This window comes from Devosia sp. MC532, assembly GCF_016461625.1.
Classification (GTDB): Bacteria; Pseudomonadota; Alphaproteobacteria; order Rhizobiales; family Devosiaceae; genus Devosia.
This window is the reverse complement of record NZ_JAEMNZ010000001.1, coordinates 37,785-61,002: the sequence shown is the minus strand read 5'-3', so window position 1 is coordinate 61,002 and position 23,218 is coordinate 37,785. Positions and strand designations below refer to the sequence as shown.

The 23,218-nt window shown below is 57.2% G+C and carries 21 protein-coding genes; 14 read left to right on the top strand and 7 right to left on the bottom strand.

Translation table 11 applies throughout. The features are described from left to right. Positions 1 to 42: 42 nt before the first annotated feature. Positions 43 to 2,778, bottom strand: coding sequence for a type I DNA topoisomerase (gene topA, locus JHC09_RS00280; RefSeq protein WP_199530366.1), 2,736 nt, complete (start codon positions 2,776 to 2,778; stop codon positions 43 to 45). Positions 2,779 to 2,904: 126 nt separating this feature from the next. On the opposite strand from topA, the gene murB reads away from it, so the two are divergent. After that, on the top strand, positions 2,905 to 3,924 hold the full coding sequence (murB, locus tag JHC09_RS00275; RefSeq protein ID WP_199530365.1) for a UDP-N-acetylmuramate dehydrogenase: 1,020 nt from the start codon (positions 2,905 to 2,907) through the stop codon (positions 3,922 to 3,924). On the opposite strand, the gene dprA is transcribed toward murB, so the two are convergent. After that, entirely contained in the window at positions 3,917 to 5,047 is a 1,131-nt protein-coding gene (dprA, locus tag JHC09_RS00270; RefSeq protein ID WP_199530364.1) for a DNA-processing protein DprA, read from the bottom strand. The two genes, murB and dprA, sit on opposite strands and share 8 nt — an antisense overlap. Next, positions 5,047 to 5,655 carry a glycerol-3-phosphate 1-O-acyltransferase PlsY gene (plsY, locus tag JHC09_RS00265; protein WP_199530363.1) on the bottom strand — a complete coding sequence of 203 codons (609 nt, stop codon included), beginning with the start codon at positions 5,653 to 5,655 and terminating at the stop codon, positions 5,047 to 5,049. Before plsY ends, dprA begins: the two co-directional genes overlap by 1 nt. A gap of 198 nt (positions 5,656 to 5,853) precedes the next feature. Between plsY and rnr the strand changes: the two genes are divergently transcribed. From rnr to rpmG, 3 genes are all read left to right on the top strand, one after another. Further along, a complete protein-coding gene (rnr, locus tag JHC09_RS00260; protein WP_199530362.1) occupies positions 5,854 to 8,133 on the top strand; it encodes a ribonuclease R in 2,280 nt (759 codons plus the stop codon). Between the two features lie 2 nt (positions 8,134 to 8,135). Continuing rightward, positions 8,136 to 8,531, top strand: coding sequence for a DUF983 domain-containing protein (locus JHC09_RS00255; RefSeq protein WP_169193837.1), 396 nt, complete (start codon positions 8,136 to 8,138; stop codon positions 8,529 to 8,531). A 96-nt stretch (positions 8,532 to 8,627) separates the two neighbouring features. After that, positions 8,628 to 8,795, top strand: a complete 168-nt coding sequence (gene rpmG, locus JHC09_RS00250) for a 50S ribosomal protein L33 (RefSeq protein WP_046104197.1) — start codon at positions 8,628 to 8,630, stop codon at positions 8,793 to 8,795. 307 nt (positions 8,796 to 9,102) lie between these two features. Here rpmG and JHC09_RS00245 read toward each other — a convergent pair whose 3' ends face one another. Both JHC09_RS00245 and JHC09_RS00240 read right to left on the bottom strand, forming a co-directional pair. Further along, the gene (locus tag JHC09_RS00245) at positions 9,103 to 10,473 is read right to left on the bottom strand and encodes a PleD family two-component system response regulator (protein WP_199530361.1); all 1,371 of its coding nucleotides are present in this window, start codon (positions 10,471 to 10,473) and stop codon (positions 9,103 to 9,105) included. Between the two features lie 91 nt (positions 10,474 to 10,564). Further along, entirely contained in the window at positions 10,565 to 10,936 is a 372-nt protein-coding gene (locus tag JHC09_RS00240) for a response regulator (RefSeq protein WP_169193835.1), read from the bottom strand. A gap of 125 nt (positions 10,937 to 11,061) precedes the next feature. Here JHC09_RS00240 and JHC09_RS00235 point away from each other — a divergent pair, with 125 nt between their 5' ends. From JHC09_RS00235 to JHC09_RS00215, 5 genes are all read left to right on the top strand, one after another. Then, on the top strand, positions 11,062 to 11,340 hold the full coding sequence (locus JHC09_RS00235) for a DUF3572 family protein (RefSeq protein ID WP_182395761.1): 279 nt from the start codon (positions 11,062 to 11,064) through the stop codon (positions 11,338 to 11,340). Continuing rightward, positions 11,341 to 12,672 (top strand): DNA polymerase IV, encoded by a 1,332-nt coding sequence (locus tag JHC09_RS00230; RefSeq protein WP_199530360.1) that lies wholly within the window; start codon positions 11,341 to 11,343, stop codon positions 12,670 to 12,672. It abuts the gene before it with no gap. Beyond that, positions 12,669 to 13,130: a RidA family protein gene (locus JHC09_RS00225; RefSeq protein WP_199530359.1), complete on the top strand. Its 462-nt coding sequence runs from the start codon at positions 12,669 to 12,671 to the stop codon at positions 13,128 to 13,130. Before JHC09_RS00230 ends, JHC09_RS00225 begins: the two co-directional genes overlap by 4 nt. Positions 13,131 to 13,258: 128 nt before the next feature. Continuing rightward, positions 13,259 to 14,428 carry a GNAT family N-acetyltransferase gene (locus JHC09_RS00220; protein WP_349236487.1) on the top strand — a complete coding sequence of 390 codons (1,170 nt, stop codon included), beginning with the start codon at positions 13,259 to 13,261 and terminating at the stop codon, positions 14,426 to 14,428. Between the two features lie 208 nt (positions 14,429 to 14,636). Further along, a complete protein-coding gene (locus JHC09_RS00215) occupies positions 14,637 to 15,053 on the top strand; it encodes an HIT family protein (RefSeq protein ID WP_199530358.1) in 417 nt (138 codons plus the stop codon). A 51-nt stretch (positions 15,054 to 15,104) separates the two neighbouring features. Here JHC09_RS00215 and JHC09_RS00210 read toward each other — a convergent pair whose 3' ends face one another. Both JHC09_RS00210 and JHC09_RS00205 read right to left on the bottom strand, forming a co-directional pair. Continuing rightward, positions 15,105 to 16,586 carry a SulP family inorganic anion transporter gene (locus tag JHC09_RS00210; RefSeq protein ID WP_199530357.1) on the bottom strand — a complete coding sequence of 494 codons (1,482 nt, stop codon included), beginning with the start codon at positions 16,584 to 16,586 and terminating at the stop codon, positions 15,105 to 15,107. A 115-nt stretch (positions 16,587 to 16,701) separates the two neighbouring features. Beyond that, complete coding sequence (locus JHC09_RS00205) at positions 16,702 to 16,947, bottom strand: DUF2798 domain-containing protein (protein WP_169193827.1); 246 nt, start codon at positions 16,945 to 16,947, stop codon at positions 16,702 to 16,704. Positions 16,948 to 17,487: 540 nt separating this feature from the next. Here JHC09_RS00205 and JHC09_RS00200 point away from each other — a divergent pair. Genes JHC09_RS00200 through JHC09_RS00180 form a run of 5 tightly spaced genes read left to right on the top strand, consistent with a single transcriptional unit; the run spans position 17,488 to position 23,183 of the window. Then, on the top strand, positions 17,488 to 18,417 hold the full coding sequence (locus JHC09_RS00200) for an ABC transporter permease (protein ID WP_199530356.1): 930 nt from the start codon (positions 17,488 to 17,490) through the stop codon (positions 18,415 to 18,417). After that, positions 18,414 to 19,586: an ABC transporter permease gene (locus JHC09_RS00195; RefSeq protein ID WP_199530355.1), complete on the top strand. Its 1,173-nt coding sequence runs from the start codon at positions 18,414 to 18,416 to the stop codon at positions 19,584 to 19,586. Before JHC09_RS00200 ends, JHC09_RS00195 begins: the two co-directional genes overlap by 4 nt. Beyond that, positions 19,583 to 20,587 carry an ABC transporter ATP-binding protein gene (locus JHC09_RS00190; protein ID WP_199530354.1) on the top strand — a complete coding sequence of 335 codons (1,005 nt, stop codon included), beginning with the start codon at positions 19,583 to 19,585 and terminating at the stop codon, positions 20,585 to 20,587. Before JHC09_RS00195 ends, JHC09_RS00190 begins: the two co-directional genes overlap by 4 nt. Continuing rightward, positions 20,584 to 21,606: an ABC transporter ATP-binding protein gene (locus JHC09_RS00185; protein ID WP_199530353.1), complete on the top strand. Its 1,023-nt coding sequence runs from the start codon at positions 20,584 to 20,586 to the stop codon at positions 21,604 to 21,606. The genes JHC09_RS00190 and JHC09_RS00185 overlap by 4 nt, the downstream gene beginning before the upstream one ends. After that, on the top strand, positions 21,603 to 23,183 hold the full coding sequence (locus tag JHC09_RS00180) for a peptide ABC transporter substrate-binding protein (RefSeq protein ID WP_199530352.1): 1,581 nt from the start codon (positions 21,603 to 21,605) through the stop codon (positions 23,181 to 23,183). Before JHC09_RS00185 ends, JHC09_RS00180 begins: the two co-directional genes overlap by 4 nt. Positions 23,184 to 23,218 lie beyond the last annotated feature (35 nt).

The following is a 23,218-nucleotide window of genomic DNA, read 5'->3' as shown; positions in this document are numbered from 1 at the left end:
CGAGTACCCTCGGCGGCTTCTTCATTTTCGCTCGACCAAACCTCAGAACGGTACGTCTTTCGGATCAATCGTTTTTGGCGCAGCTTTCTTTGCCACTGGCTTTTTCGCAGCTGCCTTCTTCACCGGAGCTTCTGCCCCGTCTTCAGCAGCAGCGGCAGCCTTCTTGGTCACACGCTTTTTAGGCGCAGCCTCTTCGGCACCATCTTCAGCCGCAGCGGCTTTCTGGGTGGTTGCCTTCTTGGCGGCAGGCTTCTTAGCAGCTGCCTTTTTCGGCGCGGCCTTCTTCTTGGTACCGGCCACTTCAGCGCGCGCCGCAATCCAGGCAATCGCCTGATCAAGCGTTACGGCCTCTGGCGCAACATCCTTCGGAATGGTCGCGTTGATCTTGCCCTGATTCACATAGGGGCCATAGCGACCCGCGCGAACCGTAATCGGCCCACCGTCGTGCTCGAAGGTTTGAATGGCTGCCACAGCCGTGCCGCCACCACGCTTAAAGCCGCCAGCGGCCTTCTGCGCGATCAGATCAACCGCACGGTTGATGCCAACAGTGAACACTTCTTCCACGTCCGGCAAATTGGCGTATTTGCCGTCATGCAGAATGAACGGCCCATAGCGACCAAGACCGGCTTGGATTGGCAAGCCACTTTCCGGGTGCAGACCAACTTCACGTGGCAGGCTCAGCAATTGCAGAGCCTTTTCAAGCGTTAGAGATGGCGCATCCCAGCCCTTTGGCAGAGACGAGCGCTTTGGCTCTTTGCCATCGCCGAGCTGCACATAAGGACCGAAACGACCGGTCTTGAGGAAGACGTCCTCGCCCGATTCTGGGTCCGTTCCCAACACGCCGTCGCCCGCCATGGCTTCCGAACTTTGGCCATTGGCCGCATCCGAGAGCTGCATAGTGTGCTTGCACTCAGGATAATTCGAACAGCCAATAAAGGCACCGAATTTACCGAGCTTGAGCGAAAGCTGGCCTTCACCACATGTTGGGCATACGCGCGGATCTGATCCATCTTCCTTTGGTGGGAAAATGCGGCTTGCGAGCATATCGTTGAGTGCGTCGAGCACCTCTGAAACGCGCAGATCCTTGATCTCTTCAGTGGCCGCTGTGAAATCCTTCCAGAAATCACGCAGCAGCACCTTGTATTCCAGCTCACCCGCCGAAACTTGGTCGAGCTGCTCTTCCAATCCGGCGGTGAAGCCATATTCGACATAGCGGTTGAAGAAGCTTTCGAGGAAAGCGGTAACAATGCGCCCGCGATCTTCCGGATGCAGTGCTTTGCCTTCGAGGCGCACATAATCGCGGTCTCTGAGTGTCGACAGCGTTGCAGCATAGGTGGAAGGACGGCCAATGCCGAGTTCTTCCATCTTCTTGATCAGGCTCGCCTCGGTGTAACGGCTCGGCGGCTGAGTGAAATGCTGTTCAATATCAACGGACTGCAGGCTGGGCTTATCACCAACTGCGAGCGGCGGCAGCTCACGATCGTCTTCGTCCTCGTTGTCTTCGTCAGACTTCGCTTCAATTCCCCAGAGCTTTAGGAAGCCCGGGAAAGTGACAACAGAGCCAGTCGCACGCAGGCCAACAACGCGGCCCGGGACGTTCACCGAAATATCAACCGTGGTGCGGTCAATTTCAGCCGATTTCATCTGCGAGGCCAGTGTACGACGCCAGATCAAACCATAAAGCTTGGCTTGATCCGCATCGAGATGCAGCTGTTCTGGGCGCTTGAACATATCCGTTGGGCGGATCGCTTCGTGCGCTTCCTGTGCGTTCTTGGCCTTGGTCTGATAAATGCGGGCCTTTTCCGGCAGGAATTCGTCGCCGAAATATTTGCCAATCACCGAGCGCGCCATGGCGATCCCCTCAGGGGCCATTTGCACGGCGTCGGTACGCATATAAGTGATCAAACCGTCTTCGTAGAGGCGCTGGGCAATCTGCATCGTCCGCGAGGGCGACAGCCCCAAACGCGATGACGCATCCTGCTGCAGAGAGGACGTCGTGAACGGCGCATACGGATTGCGCTTGGTTGGCTTCTTTTCAACGTTGGAGACGTTGAACTGGCCAGCTTCCACGAGCTTTTTCAGCTCCGCAGCATTCTCGCCGGTCTTGATATCGAGCTTGTCGGTTTTCTTGCCGTCAACCGACAAAAGGCGCGCCAAAAAGCTCTTACCCGATTGGGAAAGCTTGGCTTCCAGCGACCAGTATTCTTCGGCTTTAAATTTTTCGATTTCGGCTTCGCGGTCCGACACGAGGCGCAAGGCCACAGACTGCACTCTGCCCGCCGAACGCGAACCGGGCAGCTTGCGCCAGAGAATCGGGGAAAGCGTGAAGCCGACGAGATAGTCGAGTGCACGGCGCGCCAGATAGGCGTCGACCAGCGGCATATCGATATCACGCGGCTTGGCCATAGCCGCCGTCACTGCGTCCTTGGTGATCGCGTTGAACACAACGCGCTGCACCGTCATATCTTTTTTCAGCGCCTTCTTCTGACGCAGAACATCGAGAACGTGCCAAGAAATGGCTTCGCCTTCGCGATCAGGGTCAGTCGCCAGAATAAGGCCATCGGCCCCCTTCAGCGCGGAAGAAATATCGCTCAACCGCTTTTTTGAAGCGGTGTCGACCTCCCAAGACATGGCAAAATCTTCGTCCGGACGTACCGAACCATCCTTCGCTGGCAGGTCACGAACGTGCCCGAAGGAGGCTAGAACTTCATAGTCCTTGCCTAAATATTTGTTGATTGTCTTGGCTTTAGCCGGACTTTCAACGACGACGACCTTCATGGGTAAGCGTTCCGCAAATGCCTAAGGGAAGAGGCCGCAACATGGTCAAGCCGCAATTAGAAGTCAACGTATCCTTATAGACATGGTCTTGCCCTCGGGGCCCGAACAATGATTTTTAGGCCCGCAATGACTGAAATTCATGACCGCTTGATTCCCAATTTCGACCTGACCCATCGCAACACTTTAGCGCTGCGCTCCAGCTCGAGTTTCGGCATCGAAATCACCGATATCGACGACTTGCCTGCGCTTTTTGCGAACGCCAACACATCGGGCATCGCTGTCCAAGTGCTTGGCGGCGGGTCCAATGTGGTACTCGCTCCGCGCTTTGACGGCATCACCGCCGTCATTGCCCTTAAGGGGCGCCAGCTTGTTGAAGAAACAGAAACACACATCGTTGTTGAGGCGGCCGCCGGTGAAAATTGGCATGACTTCGTCGCATTCACCGTAGGCCTCGGTTTCGGCGGGCTTGAGAATCTAGCGGGCATTCCAGGCACCGCAGGCGCGGCTCCGGTCCAGAACATTGGTGCTTATGGCGCCGAACTGGCTGATAGTTTCCTCGAATTGTCGGCTTGGGATCGGCAAACCGGCACCACGCGCACCTTCTCAAAAGAAGAGTGCAAGTTCGCCTATCGCCATTCCGTCTTTAAAGAAGAGCCCAATCGTTATGTTGTGCTCGCAATTCGCTTGGGACTAGCCAAGGCTTGGCGCGCCAACCTCGGCTTCTCTGGGCTCTCGGATTTGTCCGAAACTCCGCTGGTGACGCCTGCAATCGTCATGGAACGGGTCGTTGCCCTACGCAACTCAAAGCTGCCCGACTACCGCACCGAACCCAATGCAGGCTCCTTTTTCCAAAACCCCATCGTTGGACGCGATGCCGCGGCTCCGGTTTTGGCCGAGTTTCCAACAGCACCGAACTTTCCGCAGTCCGATGGTCGCACAAAGCTATCAGCGGGCTGGTTGATCGAAAAAACGGGGCTTAAGGGCTACAAGCTCGGGCCGGTTGGTATTTCCGAGCGCCACGCATTGGTTGTGGTCAACCACGCCCATGGCGAACAGGCCGATGTGGCCAGATTGGCAGAGCACGTCAAAACCGAAGTTAAAAACCGCTTTGGCATCCAGCTCCACGAAGAGCCGATTTTCACCTAAAACGAAGAGCGACCAACTGGCCGCTCGACCATTCGATATCGCCAGCAATGTCGAGCTCGAGCAGCAGCATTTGTAGCGCGGCGGGCGACACCTCGATCTGAGCCAGAATATCATCAACTGGGGTGGGCACGACCGATAGTGCCTGCCTCAGCCGTGCACGCACATCCTCGCCCGGTTCAACATCGTCTACCGCCGTAAAGTCAGGGTGCCATTCCGGCTCGAAGAGAGCTGTGCGGAAGGGATCAAAGTCTTGCAGAACCTCGACAATGTCCTGCGCGCAAGTGACGAGCCGCGCACCCTGTTGGATGAGCAAGTTCCCGCCCTCCGCGCGTGGATCGAGCGGAGACCCCGGCACTGCAAAGACGTCACGGTTTTGCTCCAAGGCCAGGCGCGCCGTAATCAGCGAACCTGACCGCTTGGCGGCTTCGACAACGACGACGCCCAACGACAGCCCAGAAACCAAACGGTTACGTCTCGGAAAATCCTGCGCCCTTGGCTCCCAGCCCATTGGCATTTCGCTGATTAGTGCACCGCCACCATCGACTATCTTTTCAGCCAACTGGAGATGCTCGCGCGGATAGATCCGATCCAAGCCGCCCGCCAACACGCCGACTGTGCCGGTTTCAAGAGCCGCCGAATGTGCTGCAGCATCGATGCCTCGGGCCAGTCCAGAAACGACCGTAAACCCCGCCTGTCCTAAGCCTTCGGTGAGCAGCCGCGTCATTTTTATGCCTGCCGACGACGCGTTACGCGCACCAACAATGCCCGCTGTTCGTTGCCAATTAAGATGCTCGCCACCGTGAACAGTGAGAACCGGCGGCGCACCGCCAATGTGGCCGAGGAGATTGGGATAGTCGCTATCCCCCTCAATCACCAAACGCGCCCCGAGCCGCTCTATGGCGGCAAACTCGTCTTCGGCGCGCGCCAGCGTACAGGCGACCATGGGACGGCCGGCGCGCTTCGCAATTTGAGGGAGTGCTTCAAGAGCCGCTTGCGCTGAGCCAAATCGGCTAACGAGCTGGCGAAAAGTGATCGGGCCAATATTATCCGTACGGATAAGTCTGAGTATGGCAAGTCTTTGCGCCGGAGAGGGGTTTCTATCCCCTTCCCGGCGCCAACTCATCAAGCAGGCTTTTTGCTTCCGCCGATCTTGGGCTCGGTTCCCTTGATCAGACGTGCAATGTTTTCACGATGCTGGAAGAACAAGAGCAGCGCCAAAATCAGCACCACAATTGCTAGCCCTGCGCCCACGAACAAATAGGCAAGAATTGGGGCTGTGCCCGCGGCAGTTAGCGCCGCCAGCGACGAGATTTTGCGAACATAGGCGAGCAGCAACCACACAGCGCAGAAAATCAGCCCCACGGGCCACGCGAGAGCCAGAAGCGAGCCAATCATGACGGCTACGCCCTTGCCACCTTTAAAGCCGAGCCAAACGGGGAAACAGTGCCCGAAGAAGGCACCAACGGCGGCAATGCGTGCAGCGTCTTCACCCCAAAAGTGGCGCGCAAGCAGAATAGGAACAACTGCCTTCAATGCGTCCAGAAAGAGGGTCAGCGCGGCAATCTTCTTATTCCCGGTGCGCAACACATTGGTCGCGCCGATATTGCCAGAACCGATCTGACGAATATCGCCAAGCCCGGCCGCGCGGGTCAGGATCAGCCCAAATGGAATCGAGCCAAACAAATATCCCAAGACGACGGCATAAAAGAGGGTGAGAATTTCAGCGGACATACACGCACTCTCGCAGTTTCGTTAACCAACACCTAACCTTTGAAAGTCGCGGTTCACAAGGGGTAGAGGCCCGTTTTACCGGGACTGATAAGCGCTGCCTGGGTCACACTCGGCACTTATTGCCCAGCAAATCACCCGTATGCGTTGGAAAACCACCCTTATTCCCCTACATTGGGAGCAACTCCCAAAGAATAGACCATGGCCAAGACACCAAAAGCAAAAAACACATCCGGCCCAAAGCGCTCCCGTCAGCCCGCCGCCGATGCCTTGCCGACCAAGGAACAGATCCTAGAAGCATTGGCGCAGGAAGACGATATTAAGGGCAAGCGCGATCTGGCCAAAGTTTTTGGCATTCGCGGCGAAATGCGTCGGCCATTTAAAAGACTGCTCTCGGACCTTGAGGGGGAAGGCGTCATCACGCGCACCCGCAAGGCGCTGCGCCGTACCGCCGCCCTGCCCCATGTAACCGTCCTCGACATTCCGACGGACGCAGACCCAGACAACCTCCACGCCTTCCCAGCGCAGTGGAACCAGGAAGAAGGTGAAATCCCACGCGTTCGCGTGTTGGTGGATTCCCATTCTCGCGTTGCACCCGCTCCAGGCGACCGCATCTTGGCCCGCATTGACGCTGGCGAAGACATGGTGCCCGATTACACCGCTAAGCCGATGAAGGTGCTCGACAAGCCCCGTCGCGGCCACATCGGTATTGTCCGCATGGATGAGGAAGGCGCTCGTCTCATTCCGGTTGATCGCAAGCAGAAAGAAATGCGTATTCCGCTTGGCGACCTTGGCGATGCCTCAGACGGCGATCTCGTAGAGGTCGACGTTAAGCTCTCCGGGCGCCTGATGATCCCGCGTGCTCGCGTCACCACCGTCATCGGCAATCCAAAGTCCGAAGGCGCGGTGTCGCTGATTGCAATCCACAATCTCGATATTCCCAACAAGTGGCCCGCCTCTGTCACCCGCGAAGCAGAAGAGGCCGAGGAAGCAACGTTGAAGGGCCGTGAAGACTGGCGCGACTTGCCGCTGGTTACCATCGACCCACCAGACGCCAAGGACCATGACGACGCTGTTCACGCTGTGCTCGATACCGATCCAGCCAATCCTGGCGGCTATGTCGTCACTGTCGCGATTGCCGACGTTGCAGCTTATGTCCGCCCAGGGACCTCGCTCGATCGCGAAGCCTATCTGCGCGGCAATTCGGTCTACTTCCCGGATCGAGTCGTACCCATGCTGCCCGAGCGCATCTCCAATGAGCTGTGCTCGCTCAAGCAAGGCGAGTCGCGCGCGGCCATGGCAGTTCGCATGGTCCTCGACGCTGGCGGTCGGAAGACGAGCCACAGCTTCCATCGCATTCTTATGCGCTCGGCAGCTAAACTCAGCTACCAGCAGGCACAGGCGGCCATTGACGGCAATCCGGACGATCAGACGGGGCCACTGCTCGAACCCATCCTCAAGCCTCTGTGGATGGCTTATGGTGCCATGTCAGAAGCGCGCGATGCCCGTGGCCCCCTCGACCTTGACCTGCCGGAACGCAAAATCAAGCTCGACAAGACCGGCATGGTCGCGGACATTTTCATCCCTGAGCGTCTCGATGCGCATCGTCTCATCGAAGAGATGATGATTGCGGCCAACGTCGCTGCTGCCGAAACGCTGGAGCAGAAGCGCACTGAGCTGCTCTATCGCGTTCACGATGAACCATCGTCCGAAAAACTCCACGCGCTGCGCGAGTTCTTGGGCAGCCTCGATATCAGCGTCAAGAAGGCCGACAACGTCCGCGCTGTCGATTTCAACCGCATCCTCGGCAAGGCCCGCGACATGGGCAATATCGAGCAAGTGTCGGAAATGGTGTTGCGCTCCCAGGCTCAGGCTGAGTACTCCAAGGAGAACTACGGCCACTTTGGGCTCAATCTCAACCGCTACGCCCACTTCACCTCACCCATCCGCCGCTATGCCGATTTGATCGTGCACCGAGCGCTTATCCGCGCTTTGGGCCTTGGTGACGATGGGATGACGGATCAGGAGCAGACCAAGCTCAGTGGCATTGCGCAGCACATTTCCACGACTGAGCGTCGCGCCATGTTGGCGGAACGCGAAACCTCCGATCGTCTGCTCGCTCAATATCTGTCGGAGCGGATCGGTGCACGCTTTGAGGGTCGTGTCTCCGGCATCACCCGCTCGGGCCTCTTCGTAAAATTGATTGAGACCGGTGCCGATGGCTTTATCCCCGCCTCGACACTGGGCAAGGACTATTATCGCTACGTCGAAGAACGCCAAGCGATGGTTGGCGAGCGCACGGGCGAAAGCTTCACGCTTGGCGACCGAGTCGAAGTTCGCCTCGTCGAAGCCTCCCCCGTGGCTGGCTCATTGCGCTTTGAGTTGCTTTCTGAGGGCAAGCGCGGCAATAAGCCGCCTACACGCCCCCTGCGTAAGGGCGCATCTAACAGCTTCGGCCCCAAGGGACGCAGAAAGAGGTAGTCATGACTGAAAACAGCGCAGTTCTTCCCGAACGTACCGTTGGTCAGGCCATGTGGCGTGGCGCGCTTTGCCGTTGCCCACACTGTGGCAAGGGCAAGATGTTCGCGGGCTACCTCAAAGTTGCAAACGAATGCAATGTTTGCGGTGAGGAACTCAGACATCACCGTGCTGACGACCTGCCTCCCTACGTCGCAATCACCATCGTGGGCCACATTATCGTCTTCCTGATGTTGCACCTCGACATGACCCATCAGATCCAGCCCATCACCTATGTGCTGACGATGATTCCGCTCGCAATCGTTCTTCCCCTGATTATGCTTCCCTCCATTAAGGGCGCAATTGTAGGCCTACAGTGGTCTTTGCGCATGTATGGCTTTGGAACAGGTCAGAAGGACTGACGCCAACACTTGACTTTCGACCGCAAATTAGTAGTTTGCGGCCAAATTCGGCGCTGCCCTGCTGCAGCGCGTTTCGCTTTGTGAAGGACCACAATCATGGCTAAGGCCGCCACTATCAAGATCAAGCTCGTCTCGACGGCCGACACCGGCTTCTTCTACGTGACCAAGAAGAACGCACGTACCCAGACTGAAAAGCTCGCTTTCAAGAAGTACGATCCAGTTGTCCGCAAGCACGTGGAATTCAAGGAAGCCAAGATCAAGTAATCTGGCTATTCCTTATCGGAATAAACAAAGCCCCGCAGTTTCTGCGGGGCTTTTGTTTTGCGCTGTTGGATTAAAAAGAAGAGGTGGCTGGTTCGGGATACAACGACAACAAGGCCACTCTGTGCGTCACCGAACCAGCCGTCCCAGGGCGACTCAGGAGTTGCGGCGGACCTGAGATATGCCTAGGGAACTTCACGGGTATAGATGCGCTAAGTCACGCCCTAACCGTCATGAAGACCCTAGCGCCTCACTGGCTGAGGGCCAATGAGTTCTTACCGTTAATTATAACAGCTAACCCTAACGGGACTTACGCCGCGTCGACCATGACGCGGTTGCGACCTGCGTGCTTAGCCCTATAGAGCGCCACGTCAGCCCGCTTGATGATCACCTCTGGCGTATCATCCATGTTCTCATAGAGCGCCATGCCGATGGATATGGTGATCGAGATAGGACGGCTCAGGCCAACCTCAAATGGACGGTCAGCAACCGCCTCACGCACGCGCTCAGCCACCAATTCTGCGACCCGCACATCTGTGTCAGGCATCAGCACCAAGAACTCTTCACCACCAAAACGGCACGCCATGTCGACGCCACGAAGATTGCGGCGCAGACGCGCTGCGAACTCCCGGATCACGGCATCGCCAACGTCGTGACCATAGTTGTCGTTGACCGACTTGAAGTGATCGATGTCGAGGATCATCACCGCAACATCGCGTTCTTGCTCGAGCGACTTCGCCATAACTAGGCTCATGTGCCGATCAAAATAGCGACGATTGTAGAGACCTGTCAGTTCATCGGTAATCGCAAGAGCGATGGTGGAGTTGACACTGTCTCTGAGAACGTCCGCGTAGCGTTGGCGGCGGATCTGGGTACGCACCCGCGCCATCAGTTCGCTGCGCTCTACCGGACGCGATATATAGTCGTTGATCCCCAGATCCAGCCCACGCACGACCTTGGGCTTATCCGCCTCATCGGCCATCAAAATAATGGGCAGGCCACGGGCTTGATCAACGGTACGAATTTGCGAGCACACACGGAGCGGATCGAAATCCTTGAGGCTCATGCTGACCAAAGCCAGCTCATAACTTCCACCAGCGACTTGGAATACCGCGTCCATAGGCTCGGTGAGAATGTCGACACGATGCTCAACTTGCAGATAGCCTGCAATGCGCTCCGCATGACGGCGATCGGTATCAACGATCAAGATCGAGCCATCTTTAGCGGAAATAGAGTTCATCGCCTGCAGCGCATCCTCAGCCGCAATCTGCTGGCTGGTTTGCGCCCGAGCCCGCAGCTCATCGGTCAGCGATTTGAGTCGCACCAAGCTCTTTACGCGCGCCAGAAGCTGCGTGTCATCCACAGGCTTTGACAGGAAATCATCAGCTCCGGCGTCGAGCCCCTGCACCCGATCCGAAGTCTGGTCGAGTGCAGTGATCATCAGCACAGGCACGTGCTGCGTCTTAGGGTCAGCCTTCAGCCGGCGGCAAACCTCAAAGCCGTCCATCTCAGGCATCATCACGTCCAATAGGACGATGTCGATATCTTGCTCTTGGCAGATGGAGAGCGCTTTCGCGCCCGAATTGGCCGTAACCACGTCGTAATATTCAGCCAGCAGCCGCGCTTCGAGCAGCTTCACATTCGTTGGAATGTCATCGACGATAAGTACGCGCGCGGTCAAACCACTACCCCAGATAAATGCGACCCACGAACAAGCTCCCCCCGTTCGTGTCGAGCCACTGAAACCTCGCTAGATTTCCCTGCAAGGAAAATCAGGCTGGCCCAATATAGCCGGCAATGGTTTCCAGAAAGTGAGACACGGAGATTGGCTTGGAAATGTATCCCTCGCAGCCGCCCTGAAGAATTCGCTCTTCATCGCCCTTCATGGCGAACGCCGTGACAGCAACAACTGGGATATGCGCCAGTTCTTCATCGTCCTTGAGCCACTTAGTGACCACAAGTCCAGAAACCTCTGGCAACTGGATATCCATCAAGATCAGATCAGGCATATGCGCACGCGCCAGATCCAGCGCTTCGACGCCATTGCGAGTCTGGATGACCGTGTATCCACGCGACTCCAGCAGATCGTTGAAGAGCTTCATATTCAGCTCATTGTCTTCGACGATCATCACAGACTTAGGCATATTCCCTCACTTGGGTACAAACTACGCACCCCAAAAACGGTGGCTGAACGCTGCTCGGTTCTTCGCTTCGCCACGCACATGAGCTAGCATTGAAACCGTTACAAAAAACCAAATGAGGCCGGACGGTGCCGATTTCTGAGCGCGTTACCCCAGATTTGTCGAGCACAGCCGACGCTTGCCTAGCCTATCTGGCCGAGCATCCCGAAGAGCTTTTGGCATTTATGCAGCATGCGGGCATCGACCCACAGGCTTTACGCAACGCCGTCGGCACGAAAATGCTGCAACATGGGCTTATCGACTATTTTGCATCAAACGAAGCGATTCTGCTCGCCCTATGCGCGAACACCGGGATGACACCGGAGAACTTCATGCGCATTTGGCACAAGCTTAATCCCGAGGGATAGATGAGCGCTTGGCTATGTCGCGATTGTCTGAGCACCGGAGCGGCAGGAGTATCCCCCAATCGCTGCCCTCGCTGCGGCTCGCCGCGCATTCGTAGCCACGCCGAGCTGTTTGACCTTTCGATTGCACATGTCGACTGCGACGCATTCTATGCGTCGGTCGAAAAGCGGGACGACCCCTCGCTGCGTGACAAGCCGCTGATCATCGGTGGGGGCACGCGCGGCGTTGTCTCAACATGCTGCTACATTGCCCGACAGTCGGGTGTGCGCTCCGCCATGCCAATGTTCAAAGCGCTGCAGCTTTGCCCAGATGCGGTGGTCATAAAGCCCAACATGGCCAAATATGTTGGCGTCAGCCGAGAAATTCGCACGCTGATGGATACGATGACGCCAGTCGTTGAGCCCCTGTCGATTGACGAAGCTTTTCTCGACCTGACAGGCACTACGGCACTACACAAAGCGCCTCCAGCTGTCATGCTGGCCAAGTTCGCGAAAGCTGTTTCGGATCAGATCGGCGTCACCATCTCGGTTGGCCTAAGCCATAACAAATTCCTGGCTAAAATCGCATCCGACCTCGATAAACCGCGGGGCTTTGCCGTTATTGGGGCGGAAGAAACCCTAAGCTTTCTGCATGACAAGCCGATCAGCATTATCTTTGGCGTCGGCAAGGTTTTCGCGGAAACGCTTCAACGCGATGGCTATTACACCATCGGCCAGCTGCAGGCAGAAGACCCGCACCGGCTCATGCGGCTTTACGGAGAATCGGGCGCGCGCCTGTCGCGCCTTGCCCAAGGTCAGGATGCCCGAAAAGTTTCGACGGACCGCTCGATGAAGTCGGTGTCATCAGAATCCACCTTCCACCACGACCTCTCTGATATAGAGGCACTCTCAACAGAGCTTTTGCAATGCTGTGAGCGACTTTCGGAACGGCTCAAAACCAAAAATCTGGTGGGCGATACCGTCACCCTAAAGCTCAAAACAGCTGGATTTAAGTTGCGAAGCCGCGCGCGACACCTGATGATGCCCACACAGCTGGCCAATGTTCTCTACGAGACCGGCCTGAGCCTAATGCAGAAAGAGGTGGATGGAACCGCATTCCGCCTCATTGGCATTGGCATTTCGGGGCTCGACGAGGCCACTGGCATTGACCCGATCGACCTCCTTGAGCCCCAAGTGGCGCGCAAGGCGGCAGCTGAAAGGGCCATGGATCGTGTTCGATCCAAATTTGGCCGAACCGCGGTAATGCGCGGAAAACTCTATAATGCTCGCACCGGCGCGCCGCCGGAGGCGAGTTCGGAACAAGAAGCAGACGACTTGGAAGGCAAGATCAGATGACCACCCCCATCGAGAAGCTCCGCGAATATGGCTACGAACTTCCTGCCCCAAAGGCACCAGTGGCCAGCTATGCCCCTGTCGTTCGCACTGGCAATTTGCTGTTCATCTCCGGCCAAATTTCCAGCGACGCCAATGGCATCGTCCAGGGCCTGCTTGGCGACACGATGAATGTGGTTCAGGGCGGCAATGCTGCGGAACTCTGCGCCGTCAATATTCTGGCCCACATCGTCCACTCGGCCGGCATTGCGCTGGAAGACGTCAAGCGCGTCGTCAAGCTGACCGTTCTCGTCGCTTCGACCCCTGATTTCACCGAACAGCACCTCGTCGCCAATGGCGCGTCCAACCTCTTCGTCGGCGTGTTTGGCGAGAAAGTCGGCACCCATGCTCGTGCCGCCTTCGGCGTAACCTCGCTGCCGCTCGGCGCAGCTGTCGAAATCGACGCCGTCATCGAAGTCTAAATTTGCATTTCAGTTGAGCTTCAAGGGGCTGGGTAGCGCGAGGCGCACCTGGCCCTTTGCTTTCCCTTGAAGCTCCGGCCTGCAGATAGCATATTCAAACATAAGCAATTTGAGACGTGGAGTGCGGCGTGAGCTTGAACGAATTCTCGGCGCACATTCACCCCACGACAGCCAGCATTCCAGCCGATGTCTGGAACAGCCTTGTACCCTCAACCAATGGCGTTGTGGACAATCCCTTTCTCGACCACGCTTTCTTTCTGGCGCTGGAGCAATCCAACTGCGCCACAGCGGAAACCGGCTGGTTACCGCAGCACATTGTGTTGCAGGACCAGAACAGCGCGCCAATCGGGCTTATGCCGTTGTTTTTAAAATCCCATTCCATGGGCGAATATGTCTTCGACCACGGCTGGGCTGACGCCTTGGAACGTGCTGGCGGGAAATATTATCCCAAGCTGCAAGGTTCTGTACCTTTCACGCCAGCAACAGCGCCTAAGCTATTGGTTCCGAATGGTGATTTGGATGCGCAGGCCGCACTGCTGCAAACCGCACAGCAGTTGACGCAACGCCTCAACGCCTCCTCCACCCACCTCACCTTCGTCCCCGAAAGCGAAGCCGAATTGGCGGGCAATTTGGGGTGGCTCCGGCGCAATGACACCCAGTTCCATTGGTTCAATCGTGGTTACGAGAGTTTCGACCACTTCTTGGAAACATTGGCGTCCCGGAAGCGCAAAACCATCCGCCGGGAACGCCACGATGCCCTTGCCGGCGACCTGAGTGCGCGTTGGCTCACCGGCTCGGACATTAAGGAGCACCATTGGGACGCCTTCTACGATTTCTATGAAGACACTGGTGCGCGCAAATGGGGGCGGCCTTATCTCAATCGCGAGTTCTTCTCGCGTCTTGGCGAGACCATGGCCGACCGCATCCTGCTCATCTTCGCCTATGACGGCGATGAACCTATTGCTGGCGCGATCAACTTCATCGGCAAGGACACGCTTTACGGCCGCAACTGGGGCGCCACGCGTGACGTGCCCTTCCTGCACTTCGAGATCTGCTACTACCAAGCCATTGATTTCGCGATACAACACCGCCTTGCCGTGGTGGAGGCGGGCGCGCAGGGCGAGCACAAACTTGCCCGAGGGTATGAGCCGGTTCTTACCCACTCGATCCACCACATCGCCCACCCCGGCCTCCGCGCGGCCGTGGATGACTTCCTCATTCATGAGCGAAAAGCGGTGCTGCGATCTCAGATCGAGTTAGAAGAATACACCCCGTTTCGCAAAGGCGAGCGGCAGTAGTATCCCGCTCCTCCGAGCGATCCAGATCGCCCCGCATCGCGCTGGATTGCCCGATCATGTCGGGCAATGACGGAGGTGGAGGACAGAGGGAGGATGGGTAAGGGCGTGCGAACTGATCCTTGCCAGTCCCCTTTGCTAAAGCCCCTTCCCTCAAGCCGCAACGCCCGCCTACATAGAACCAAACGCTTCACTGCACAGAGTCTTCGTCATGGCCTACGATCCAACCAATATTTTCGCCAAGATCCTCAAGGGCGAGATGCCGTGCCACAAGGTCTATGAGGATGAGACCGCGCTGGTGATGATGGATATTTTTCCGCAGGCCAAGGGTCACACGCTGATCATCCCGAAGGCTGCAAGCCGTAACCTACTCGACGCCGATCCTGCTGCGCTCTCGGCCGTGATCCCACTGGTTCAGCGCGTCGCCAATGCGGTGAAAACCGTGACCAATGCCGACGGTATTCGCCTCGCACAGTTCAATGAGGCACCGGCTGGGCAAACCGTCTTCCACCTGCATTTCCACGTTATTCCAGCCTATGAAGGCCAAGCCCTCGGTGCTCATGCCTCCGGTCGCGGCGATGATGCGGAACTTGCAACACTCGCTGCAGAAGTTGCCGCAAAGCTCTGAATTCACACCACAAAATAACAAAGGCCGGTTTGATAACCGGCCTTTTTGCGTTTAGCGTTCCAGCAGGATATCCGGGTTTCCGGTCTCTTTGGCGCCCAACTCATCGACGATGGTCGCGCTGGCTTTATTCATCCCCGAGAGCTGAACCTGCGTGTCAAGAGAACGGAATTTGGCCACGACCTTATCGATGCTGGCGACACTGGAAATATCCCAGATATGAGCGTGGGTGAGATCGATCACGACGCGTTCCAGCTTTTCGGTGAAATCAAACGCCCCGACAAAACGCTCCGCTGAGGCAAAGAAGAGTTGCCCTTCGACGTGATAGACCCGCGTGCTCTGATCGACACTCAGTTCCGAGCGCACTCTGAAAATCTGCGCGATTTTCCAGGCGAAAAACACTCCCGATAACAAGACCCCAACCACCACGCCGATGGCGAGGTTATGGGTGTAAAGCACCACTGCAACCGTCGCGAGCATGACAATCGAGGATGACCGCGGATGATCCTTCAAATTACGCACTGACCGCCAATCAAACGTCTCAATCGACACCATGATCATGATAGCCACAAGCGCAGGCATGGGGATAACTTTGAGCAAGTCCCCCGCAGCGACCAACAAAACCAGCAGGTAGAACCCTGCAAGGAATGTCGATAGGCGGCCACGGCCACCGGAGCGAACGTTAATCCCGGACTGACCAATCATGGCACATCCGGCCATGCCGCCGAAAAATGCCGACACAATGTTGGCAATGCCCTGTCCGAAAGTTTCCTGACGTTTTGAGGAATTCGTATCGGTTTCCTCATCGATGATCTGTGCCGTCATCAGGCTTTCGAGCAAGCCAACAGCCGCCACACCCACCGAATAAGGCAGGATGATCAGCAGGGTTTCGAGGGTTAGTGGAACATCGGGAATGAGTAGATTTGGCAAGGCGTTAGGCAACTCACCGATGTCTCCGACATAGCGAATGTCGAAGCCCGCGAAATAGGCCAGCACTCCGATGATGAGAATTGTTGCCAGCGGCGATGGGATGGCTGTTGTCAGGCGCGGGAACACATAGATGATCACCAGCGATACCGCGATCAGCGGATAGGTGAGCCACGGAACGCCCACGAGATGGGGGATTTGCGCCATGAAAATCATGATGGCGAGCGCATTCACAAAGCCAGACATGACCGACTTCGAGACAAACCTCATGACGTTTTGCAGGTTCAACCACCCGGCGACCAACTGCAGTACCCCGGCCAAAATAGTGGCCGCCAACAGATAATTGAGCCCGTGGTCGCGCACCAGCGAGCCCATCAGCACGGCGGTTGCCGCCGTCGCTGCCGAGATCATCGCCGGACGCCCGCCGAAAAACGCGATGACGATGGAAATCACCACAGAGGCGTATAGTCCGACTTTCGGATCAACGCCGGCAATCATCGAAAACGCAATGGCTTCAGGGACTAGCGCGAGCGCAACGACCAGACCAGACAAGAGGTCCGCCCGCACATCCCGCACCCATTCGGCGCGGTAATTGGCGAAATTAAACATACAAAAACCGGATTGGCCCGAGGGCAGAAGACGAGAATTTGCCCCGCTTATACGGTCGAGCCAGCGCTCCCACAAACAAAAAAGCCGGAGCAGAGCCCCGGCTTTCTTGGCAAAATTAGTGCTGCGGAGCAGCGCCACCCTGCTTGTGCGGCGGGGCGAACTTGAAGGCAATTTTGAAAGCGATCGGGTTGATAATTCTGGTCCATATGAACGCCAGCGGCCAAGCGATGAAAAACATTTTTGGCCAATGGCTTAGGAAGTCTGTTCCGGCAGTGATGAAGCCGAGCGAACCCGACATCACAAAGGCCATCATGAAGGTCATGCTCAGTTGCAGAACCAGAGTTGTCTTTTTCGGAAGCATGCGCCTCTCCAATACAAAATGCGCCAGCCCGGACCTAGGCCCTTGCCGTGCAAACTAAAAATCTAATGGAGCCGTTGGGACGCAGTGCGACGAGTACTGCAAAAGCAGCGCCGGGATACCCAACCGGCGACCTCAATATCGGCAGAGGGCCGTTATACACCGTCCAACTGAGCGAGGCACCCCGAGAGCCGTCAATGCTCTTATGCGCTGCCGGGGCTTCCCTTTTAGGCTGAATCAATAGCAATGCTTTGGAATAGCGGCCCTTTTTGCGTGCTTGGGGCTAAGCGACCACAGCGGCACCAATTGGCCTCATATGGGCGTCTTGCTGGCCTTTAAGGGCCGCACGATGGGCGCCGTCTTGGCATCTGGAGTGGCGCAGACACCACACTGTTGTGCAGCGCGACTGCCAATAAAGATGGCTTAGCAGCAACATCAATTTCCTACGTTGCGCTGAAAAATTAGATTGATTTTCCAGCAAGCTACTGCTGATCTAGTAGGGTAGATCGGCCCTCTAAATTTCTGAATTGGAACAGACGACCAATGCAGTCGTATATATTGCAACGTCTGGGCATGATGGCGCTCACGCTTTGGGCCATTATAACTTTGACTTTCTTCCTCATGCATTCCGTTCCAGGTGGTCCGTTCGTTTCTGAGAAGATGCTTGCGCCGGAAATTGCCGCCGCGCTGAATGCCAAATATGGCCTCGACCAGCCGATCTGGCAGCAATATCTCAACTACCTCGGGGGAATGTTGCGGCTCGATTTCGGACCCTCGTTTAAATACCCCGGCGTTTCCGTGAACACGATGATTGCATCGGGCCTGCCGGTCACGCTGCAGACGGGCCTCTTGGCCGTTATCTGTGTTGTAGCATTGGGTGTGCCACTGGGGATTGTTGCGGCGCTGAACCGCAATCGCTGGCCGGACACGACGGTAATGTTCATCGCCACGCTCGGCGTTGCCATTCCCTCTTATGTGATTGCCACGGTATCGCTTTATGTCTTTGCGCTGCGCCTAGGCTGGGTCCCGACCTTTGGTCTGGATGACTGGCGCGGCTACATCCTGCCGGTCTTCGCGCTATCGGGCTTTTGGATTTCTTTTGTCTCGCGGCTGACGCGCTCGTCGCTGCTGGAGACGCTTGAACAGGACTATATGACCACGGCGCGCGCCAAAGGCCTGCGACCAGGTCAAATCCTGATCAAGCACGGTTTGCGCAATTCGTTGCTGCCTGTCGTCACTGTGCTCGGGCCTGTTGTCGCCAATCTGATCACCGGCTCTTTCGTCATAGAGCAGATTTTCGCCCTGCCCGGCATTGGCCGTCAGTTCGTACTCTCGATTACCAATCGCGATTACACGGCGATCATGGGCATTACCATTTTCTACGCTGCCATTCTGATGGTCATGATCCTCATTGTCGACCTGCTCTACGTTTGGCTCGACCCACGCATCAAGTTGAGCAAGGCCAAAGCATGACCGAGATTTCTCCCGATATGTGGGCCAAGCTTCCGCCGGAAGCGCTGGCCGCGCCGGTTCAACCACCCGCGCCGACCTATGGTCAGGAAGTGCGCCGCCGCCTGCTCTCCAACAAGCTCGCCGTCGCCAGTATCGTCTTCATCATCGCTTTGGTCTTGGCCGCATTTTTTGGCCCGATGCTGTCGCCACACACCTATTACAAGCAGGACCTCAAGCTCGCGAATATTCCGCCCGCTTTTGAAACCTATGCGCTGACCAATGCCGAAGGCGAAACTGCGCGCGTGTTCCTCAACGCATCGAACTTCAACATCTATGAGGTCGATGAGAGTGGGTTTGTGCTGGGCCTTGTGCGGGGCGAACGGCGCGACATGATCAAGAAGCAGCAGGCCTTCGAAATCGGCGGCCAGCCCATTACGCTTGATTACAGCAAGCTCCCTGCCCGCATTCTGCTTGAAGATGGCACGGAGCTAAGACCGTCCGGCTGGAGCTGGAACCGCACCTATCTCTTTGGCACGGATCAGCTCGGTCGCGATATTCTCGTGCGCCAGCTTTATGGCGCGCAGATCTCGCTAACCGTGGCCTTTGTGGCGACGCTGGTGAATTTCTTCATCGGCGTGTTTTACGGCGGCATAGCCGGTTATGTCGGTGGCAAGGTCGACGCCGTGATGATGCGTATTGTCGAAATCATCTCGACCATCCCGCTGACGCTCTATGTTGTCCTGCTGATGGTGGTGTTCAACTCCGGCCTGCTGTCGATCATTATCGCGATTGGCTCAGTGTTCTGGGTGGACATGGCGCGCATTGTGCGTGGCCAAATCCTCTCGCTCAAAAGCCTCGACTATGTCGCGGCAGCGCGCACCATGGGCGCGTCTCCGGCGCGAATTTTGACGCGCCACCTGCTGCCCAATGCTCTGGGGCCAATCATCGTCACGCTGACCATGCTGATCCCTTCGGCCATTTTCATTGAAAGCTTCATGAGTTTTATTGGCCTTGGCGTGACGCCACCATTGGCTTCCTGGGGTTCGCTGACATCGGAAGCTGTCGAAACCTTGCGCGCCTACCCGCACCAATTGTTTTTCCCAGCAGCTGCCATTTCGCTGACCATGTTCGCCTTCAACTTCCTTGGTGATGGATTGCGCGACGCACTCGACCCGAGGTTGAGCGCATGACCCAGCCCATTTTATCAGTCAAAGAGCTCTCCACCTCCTTCTTTACCCGCCGCGGCGAGGTGCAAGCGGTGCGTGGTGTTAGCTTTGACGTGCGCCCGGGCGAAATGCTCGGCTTTGTCGGCGAAAGCGGCTCCGGCAAGTCGATTACCTGCATGTCGGTGTTAAAACTGCTCAAGGCCGGTGGCCGGATTAAGTCAGGCTCAGCTCATTTTGAGGGCCAAGACCTGCTCAAACTCGACGAAGCAGAGCTGGCCGATATTCGCGGCGACCGGGTCGGTGTTATTTTCCAAGACCCTATGACCTCGCTCAACCCCACACTGAGCGTGGGCGAGCAGGTGATGGAAACCATTCTGCGCCACCGGAAGGCAACCCGCGCCGAGGCCCGGGCGCGCGCCATCGAACTCTTTGAACTCGTGCGCATCCCTTCGGCGGCCACCCGGCTCAAGTCTTATCCGCATGAGTTTTCGGGGGGCATGCGTCAGCGCGTGATGATCGCCATGGCGCTGGCCTGTGACCCGAAACTGCTGATCGCTGATGAGCCAACAACGGCTTTGGACGTAACGATCCAGCGGCAGATTTTGACACTCCTAAAAGACCTGCAAACACGCTTGGGCATGGCCGTTATTCTGATCACGCATGATCTGGGTGTTATCGCCGAAGTATGCGACCGGGTGCTGGTTCTCTACGGCGGCATGGTGATGGAAACCGCCAATGTTCGGGACCTGTTTGCGGCTCCATCACACCCCTACACCCTCGGCCTGATCGGCGCGGTTCCCGACCTGCGAGATGATAGCCACCAGCGTTTGACGCCAATTCCAGGCAGCCCACCCAATATGCTCGCACCGCCGCCCGGCTGCCCCTTCGCACCACGCTGCCCCCACGCTATGACCCAATGCGTCGCGGCCCTGCCCCCGCTGTTTGGCGACAGCCATCAATCTCGGTGCTGGCTCCAGCACCCCGAGGCCCCTAAGGTCGCAGGGCTGCATGAGGTGGTCGCATGACCCAGCCTCTCCTCTCGCTGCGCAATCTCAAGAAGCATTTTCATCTCCCGGCGCCACCATTCACACAGGCTCCGATCCTACGCGCGGTCGACGGCGTGGACCTGGATTTGATGAAGGGCGAAACCCTCGGCCTCGTCGGCGAATCCGGCTGCGGAAAATCCACATTGGCTCGGACGGTGATCCGCCTGCATGAGCCGACCTCTGGCAGCCTAATCTTTGACGGGCAGGACGTTGGCGCATTGCCGGAGCGGCAGTTGCCAAAGTTCCGGCGTCGCGTGCAGATGATCTTCCAAGACCCCTATGCCAGCCTTAATCCGCGCATGAGCGTTGGCGAGCTGATTGCCGAACCGCTGGAAATCGCGGGTGTCGGCACGCCGGCTGAACGAAGGGCTAAGGTCAGCAAACTGCTGGACCGTGTTGGCCTGCCGACCGACGCGGCGGCGCGCTTTGCCCACGAATTCTCGGGCGGCCAACGCCAACGTATCGGCATTGCCCGCGCTATAGCGCTTGAGCCAGATCTCGTCATTTGCGACGAGCCGATTTCGGCGCTGGACGTGTCGGTGCAGGCTCAGGTCGTCAACATGCTCGAAGACCTGCAGAACGAGCTGGGCCTCACCTATCTTTTCATTACCCATGACCTTTCGATGGTGCGCCATATCTCGGATCGCATCGGGGTTATGTATCTGGGCAAGATTGTTGAATTGGCGCCGAGCGCTGATCTCTATCACCGCCCTTCGCACCCTTATACGCGGGCGCTGCTGTCGGCCATTCCCGTGCCGGACCCATCAGTGACCCGCAAAATTGAGCCAATGCAGGGCGAAATCCCGAGCGCGCTCGACATACCCACTGGCTGCCGTTTCCGCACCCGCTGCCCGCTCGCCACCGAGTTGTGCGCGCGTGTTGAGCCGCCTTTGGTCGATATTGGCGGAGGCCATGTCTCCGCCTGCCATTTCGCTAGGGAACTGGCGGACAGGCCAAACGAGGTCTCTGCGACCTCACAACAGGAGAGAACGTCATGAACAAGATGCTTCTGCCGATTTTAACGGCAGCGCTGCTGGCGACGACTGGGGGAGTCTTCGCTGCTGGGGAATTGACCTATGTGGTCAACAACGAAAGCGCCAAATACGATCCCGGTACCACTGCGGAAACCTTCGCTGCACCGATCATCGGCAACACCTTTGAAGGCCTGATCCGCTACAGCCCAGAAGGCGAAGTCATTCCGGCACTGGCCGAAACCTGGGAAATTTCTGAGGACGGCCTCACCTATACCTTCAAGCTGCGCGACGCCAAGTGGTCGGACGGCGAGGCGGTAAAGGCTTCGGACTTCGTCTATGCGTGGAAGCGCGTGCTCGACCCAGCCTCCGGCGCGATGAACTCGCAGATGCTCTACCACATCGTTGGCGCTGAAGAGGCTTATAACGGTGGCGACGCTGGCGCGATTGCAGTCTCGGCTCCTGACGACAAGACTCTCACCTTCACGCTTAAGCAGCGCGTCCCCTATATGATGCAGCTCTTGAACTACCCGGCATTCTACCCGGTGCGTGAGGACGTTGTTTCGGCTGACCCTGAAGGCTGGACCCGCAACCCAGCGACCTTTATCGGCACCGGCCCATTCCGCGTGACCGCGTTCAATCAGGGCGAGTCCGTCGTCTTTGAGAAGAACCCGAACTATTACGACGCCGACGCTGTCAGCCTCGATAAGCTCACCTTCCGTCTGATCCCAGACCCAGCAACCGCGCTTGCCGCTATGGAAGCTGGCGACGTTGACGGCATCGAAGCTGTGCCATCGCCAGAAATTCCACGCCTGTCGGTTGAATCGGACGCCTTCATGGTCGTTCCGGCGCTGGGCACCACCTATGCGTTCTTCAACCCGAACCAAGCACCACTCGACAATCTGAAGGTGCGTAAGGCCCTCTCCATGGCCATCGACCGTTCAGAAATCATCGAATTCGTGCTGCAGTCGGCTGACACGCCAGCGCTTGGCCTCGTACCACCTGGCATGAGCCTCGGCGGCGAAGACTATACCGAAGGCCGCGACACCTTCGGTCTTTCGGAAACGGCAGACGTTGAAGGCGCACAGGCCGCGCTCGCGGAAGCCGGCTATCCGAATGGCGAAGGTTTCCCTTCGACCGTCTTTGTGACCTACACTTCCCCACCGATCGAAAAGCTGCTTGAAGCTATTCAGCAGATGTGGAAGGAAAATCTCAATATCGACGTCGAGATTCAGGCCACCGAATGGCAAGTATTCTATCCAGAAGTGCAGAAGGTCGAGTACCAGATCGCACAGATGGGCTGGGGCGCTGACTATCCGCACCCAATGACCTTCCTCGACAACTTTGTCACCGGTTCGGCCAACAACCTCAACAACTGGTCGAATGCCGAATATGACGCTGAGATCGAAGCGGCAAAGCAGGCAACCGATGAAGCCGCGTCGCGCGACCATATGCGTGCGGCCGAAGCGATCCTGATGAACGACCATGCCATCCTGCCGCAATATCATCGTTACAATTACATGATGATGAGCCCGCAGGTGTCTGGCTTCTGGCGTTCGTCGCTGAACGTGCCGTACTTCCGCGACGCTACCATCGCAGAATAAGTGCTCAATGCCCTCGCCGCTCATTCGGCGAGGGC

Coding starts and splice junctions, on each gene's coding strand:
- topA (WP_199530366.1), bottom strand. CDS start 2,778: ATGAAGGTCGTCGTCGTTGAAAGTCCGGCTAAAGCCAAGACAATCAAC.
- murB (WP_199530365.1), top strand. CDS start 2,905: ATGACTGAAATTCATGACCGCTTGATTCCCAATTTCGACCTGACCCAT.
- dprA (WP_199530364.1), bottom strand. CDS start 5,047: ATGAGTTGGCGCCGGGAAGGGGATAGAAACCCCTCTCCGGCGCAAAGA.
- plsY (WP_199530363.1), bottom strand. CDS start 5,655: ATGTCCGCTGAAATTCTCACCCTCTTTTATGCCGTCGTCTTGGGATAT.
- rnr (WP_199530362.1), top strand. CDS start 5,854: ATGGCCAAGACACCAAAAGCAAAAAACACATCCGGCCCAAAGCGCTCC.
- JHC09_RS00255 (WP_169193837.1), top strand. CDS start 8,136: ATGACTGAAAACAGCGCAGTTCTTCCCGAACGTACCGTTGGTCAGGCC.
- rpmG (WP_046104197.1), top strand. CDS start 8,628: ATGGCTAAGGCCGCCACTATCAAGATCAAGCTCGTCTCGACGGCCGAC.
- JHC09_RS00240 (WP_169193835.1), bottom strand. CDS start 10,936: ATGCCTAAGTCTGTGATGATCGTCGAAGACAATGAGCTGAATATGAAG.
- JHC09_RS00230 (WP_199530360.1), top strand. CDS start 11,341: ATGAGCGCTTGGCTATGTCGCGATTGTCTGAGCACCGGAGCGGCAGGA.
- JHC09_RS00225 (WP_199530359.1), top strand. CDS start 12,669: ATGACCACCCCCATCGAGAAGCTCCGCGAATATGGCTACGAACTTCCT.
- JHC09_RS00215 (WP_199530358.1), top strand. CDS start 14,637: ATGGCCTACGATCCAACCAATATTTTCGCCAAGATCCTCAAGGGCGAG.
- JHC09_RS00210 (WP_199530357.1), bottom strand. CDS start 16,586: ATGTTTAATTTCGCCAATTACCGCGCCGAATGGGTGCGGGATGTGCGG.
- JHC09_RS00205 (WP_169193827.1), bottom strand. CDS start 16,947: ATGCTTCCGAAAAAGACAACTCTGGTTCTGCAACTGAGCATGACCTTC.
- JHC09_RS00200 (WP_199530356.1), top strand. CDS start 17,488: ATGCAGTCGTATATATTGCAACGTCTGGGCATGATGGCGCTCACGCTT.
- JHC09_RS00195 (WP_199530355.1), top strand. CDS start 18,414: ATGACCGAGATTTCTCCCGATATGTGGGCCAAGCTTCCGCCGGAAGCG.
- JHC09_RS00190 (WP_199530354.1), top strand. CDS start 19,583: ATGACCCAGCCCATTTTATCAGTCAAAGAGCTCTCCACCTCCTTCTTT.
- JHC09_RS00185 (WP_199530353.1), top strand. CDS start 20,584: ATGACCCAGCCTCTCCTCTCGCTGCGCAATCTCAAGAAGCATTTTCAT.
- JHC09_RS00180 (WP_199530352.1), top strand. CDS start 21,603: ATGAACAAGATGCTTCTGCCGATTTTAACGGCAGCGCTGCTGGCGACG.